The organism is Verrucomicrobiales bacterium (genome assembly GCA_016793885.1).
In the GTDB taxonomy this organism is placed as follows: domain Bacteria; phylum Verrucomicrobiota; class Verrucomicrobiia; order Limisphaerales; family UBA11320; genus UBA11320.
In genome coordinates, this window is sequence record JAEUHE010000228.1 from 1 (window position 1) to 3,480 (window position 3,480).

General features: G+C 61.0%; 4 protein-coding genes. All 4 read right to left on the minus strand.

The window, feature by feature from the left end; translation table 11 throughout:
• Positions 1-126: 126 nt before the first annotated feature.
• The 4 genes from tsaB to JNN07_24895 are packed head-to-tail and all read right to left on the minus strand — an operon-like array spanning position 127 to position 3,271.
• A complete protein-coding gene (tsaB, locus tag JNN07_24880; protein MBL9170990.1) occupies positions 127-804 on the minus strand; it encodes a tRNA (adenosine(37)-N6)-threonylcarbamoyltransferase complex dimerization subunit type 1 TsaB in 678 nt (225 codons plus the stop codon).
• On the minus strand, positions 785-1,228 hold the full coding sequence (tsaE, locus tag JNN07_24885; GenBank protein MBL9170991.1) for a tRNA (adenosine(37)-N6)-threonylcarbamoyltransferase complex ATPase subunit type 1 TsaE: 444 nt from the start codon (positions 1,226-1,228) through the stop codon (positions 785-787). The genes tsaB and tsaE overlap by 20 nt, the downstream gene beginning before the upstream one ends.
• Positions 1,206-2,138: a thiamine-phosphate kinase gene (gene thiL / locus JNN07_24890; GenBank protein ID MBL9170992.1), complete on the minus strand. Its 933-nt coding sequence runs from the start codon at positions 2,136-2,138 to the stop codon at positions 1,206-1,208. Before thiL ends, tsaE begins: the two co-directional genes overlap by 23 nt.
• Positions 2,135-3,271 carry a CPBP family intramembrane metalloprotease gene (locus JNN07_24895; protein ID MBL9170993.1) on the minus strand — a complete coding sequence of 379 codons (1,137 nt, stop codon included), beginning with the start codon at positions 3,269-3,271 and terminating at the stop codon, positions 2,135-2,137. The genes thiL and JNN07_24895 overlap by 4 nt, the downstream gene beginning before the upstream one ends.
• Positions 3,272-3,480: the final 209 nt, after the last annotated feature.

Below are 3,480 nucleotides of genomic sequence, written 5' to 3' on the forward strand. Positions count from 1 at the left end.
TTACGGACTGGCAGTTCACTTCCAGTTGCTCTCCACGGTCACATTGCTGTGCCGCGGTTACTTTCAGTCACAGGCCTGGTGAACATAGGCCTGACAGGGACTCTCACCCTGCTATGTTGGTGCGCTTCACAGTCGCACTAGTGTGGGCCGTGTCGGCCCAGGGGGCGCGATTTTCACAAAAGTGGTCTCGCGCAGATAGACGGGTTCCAGCGCCTCGGGCTGTTGAAAGTGTGAACGTACCCGACCCAGTTCGGCCAGCACCGTGGCGCTGGGGAAGAGGGGCGTCGATTGAGGTAACAGCCGCTCCAGATCAGGTCCCGTCACCGTCTCTCCCGCCGAGAGACGACGGGTCGCCTCGGCTACGGAAACCAGTTGAAGCGGGTGAGCCTGCTCGACGCCTTGCTCCGAAAACCGATAGCGCGCCAGGTAGAGTTCGCCACGTTGGGCATCGAAGGCGAAGTTGATTGTCCCCGTGATGCCGGTTCGACGCACTTGCTCCACCAGCAACTCAACCGTCGGTACGCCGATCAGCTCGATCTGTTGAGCTGCTGCCCATCCTTGGGCGATGGAGATGCCGACGCGAATGCCGGTGTAGGAACCCGGCCCTAAACCAATCACGAGTCGGCCGATCTCGTTTCGCTGGCTGTCGGGAGCCAGCACCTGCTCGATCAGGCTGAATGCTGCGGTGCGCCGCAAATCGGTACCTGGTTCCAAGCACACCTCGCGGGCGCTGGCGCACGAACCCATTTCGGCCAGGCCGACTGATCTTCGCGATGATGACAGCTCAAGACTCAAAACCTTCATAGACAATCTGACGCGTGGCTTCGTCCACGGATGAGAGCGTGACCCATTTCCAAGCCGGCGGGCGTGTCAGCTGATCGTTGTGCTGACACCATCGCTCGGGCCATTCGACGACGGCGACTCCTTCGGGACTGAATAAATACTCCTCGAGGCCAGCGTGGACAATATCGGCTTGGCTCTGAAGTCGATAGAGGTCCAGGTGATGGAGGGGGAGGCGTCCGGTTAAATAACCGTTGAGCAACGCGAACGTGGGCGACTGGACCCGTTCGGTCACGCGCAGCCCGCGGGCGATGCCCTTGACGAGTTGGGTCTTACCGGCGCCGAGATCGCCTTGCAGGGCAATCACGTCGCCGGGCTTCAGTTGATCGGCCCAACTCGCTCCCAGAGCTAGCGTCTCCTCCGGACTATGAGAAATGAACGTAGCCATGTTCCTTCAGTTCGCGAATGCCCTGCTTGTCTCGGAGGACCACTCCGGGCGCGGCGCGCAATCGGCCAATGCAGCTGAGCCGAGTGCTCGGAAAGGCGGTCTTCCAGGCATCCATGAGAGGCACCGCTTGGCGACTGGGCACCGTGAAGAGTAGTTCGAAATCCTCCCCGTCGGTGAGGGCGGCCACCCAGGCAGCCTTGGCGGAGTCGCCGGCTCGAGATCGCCGTTTTGCCGCCCGACTAATCGGCACCGCCGTTAGGAGAATTTCGGCGCCCAGCGCCGGCGCATGGAGCAGGTGGCGGAGATCTCCCGCCAGGCCATCGCTCAGGTCGATCATGCAGTTGGGACGGAAGTGCTCCGCCAACCACCGTCCTTCGGTCAAGCGAGGCTCGAAGGTGAGATGATGTCCCTCCAGTGATCCTCCGAGTTCTCCCGTGACAAAAATGGCATCGCCCGGCTGCCCCCCGCGGCGAGTGATGTAGCGGTCGCGGGGGACGCTTCCCAGCACCGCGATGGAGAGCAGCATTCGTTCGGGATTCGTGGTGGTTTCGCCGCCAACGATCGCAACACCGTGGCGTTTACCCAGGGCTTCCATGCCCGCGTAGACCGATTCGATCACGGATGGTTTGAAATCCTGCGGCAGGGCGAGGGTGACTAGCGCCACCGACGGAGTGCCGCCCATGGCCGCCAGATCGCTCAGGCAGCGGGCCAGCGCCTTGTGACCGACCTGTTCCGGCGGCGTTTCGGCAGTGAAGTGAAACCCTTGGACCACCGCATCGGTTTTCAGCAGGAACTGCTTGTCCGGAACCGCCAGATCGATCACGGCACAATCGTCCCCTGGGCCTACTCGGACCGAGTCGTTGGTGGCGAGTCCCTGGGTCAGAATCCGGATCAGCTCGAATTCGTTCATGGAGCGACTGGACTTCGTTTGAACGCTTGGCGAATCGCGTCCTGGTTTACAAAGAGCACAAAATTGATGAGGTTGAACGTGGCGTGGGTGACGATGGGTGCGATGAGGGTTCGGGTGTGGTGGTAGACGGCGATGAGGATGAGTGCGAACAGAGTGAGAGGTAGGAATTTCTCGCGATCGAAATGGATCAGCCCGAAGAGCGTTGCCGAAAGAATCCAGGCTCCTCGCTTCCAGCCCCATTGGCGGAGCGTGGGGTAGAGAACACCGCGGAAGTAGAGTTCCTCGAAGAAAGGCGCTCCGGCGATGGCGAGGTAGGTGAAGAACAACTTGTCCACGAGGCCGGATGATTGCTGAAGAATCAGAAGCGGCTGCTGGATTTGGGGGGCATGGTCGAAGAGGGACCATACCCAGGTGGAGAAGGCGCTGACAGCGAGCAGCAGCCCCGTTGAGCCGACGCCGACTCCGATGGCGAACGGAAGGCTGGCCAGGGGGCGATCGGCGGAGCCCCGGAGGAATTGTCCCCAGGAGAGCCCTTCGTCCCGCAGAAATAGGGTCATGACCCAGAGTAAACCGATCTGCAGTGCGAGGTTGGCGGCCAGGAACTGGTAACTCCGCACCGATTGGTAGGAGAGTTCTTGGCGATGAGTCAGGGGGCGGAGCGTGCCGGGGAAACCCTCTTGAAGCACCAGTCGATTGGCCCTCAGTTGATCGAGTTCGGAGTTGGCATTCTGAACCGAGCGGCGAGTCGCGTCGCTGGCCGCGATTTCCTTGAGAAGCTCGGCGTTGCGCAGCCGAGGGTCGGCCAAGGCTCGGCTGAGTATATTGGTCAACAGCGAGGGTACAGCGTTGCTCTCGGCGATTTCCGAGGTGAGGTTGAGCTTCCTCAGGGTACTGATCTGGTCAGGCTCCGCCAACGAGGCGAGAACCCGGTGGAGTGCCGGCGGGGCGTTGGAGCGGAGCAGGATGGCTTCGATGATCGGCTTGGGGTCTTTGATCTCGCCTGGGCTAAACCACGAGGAGCCCACCCAGGACCCCAAGAGCAACGGCAGCAGGCTGCTGACGCCAAAGCAGATCAGGAGGCCGGAGGCCAGCCTGATCAAAGAGATCTTATTCCAGGGACGATCGACGAACACTGGCGGACTCTAGAGGGCGAAGTGAGGGGTGACAAGCGGGGAGGGGGGCGGTCTTACTTCGTTGCCCGATCCGCCTAAAGCCCAATCCATGCAGTTGGAGTCGCGTTCGCTCATGGAGATGCCCCTAGGTTTAGCCAGTTGGGTTCGAGCCTTCCAACTGCATTGCAGTTGGGAAGTGGAGAAACAATTTTGTCCAAAAGTCTTCTCCA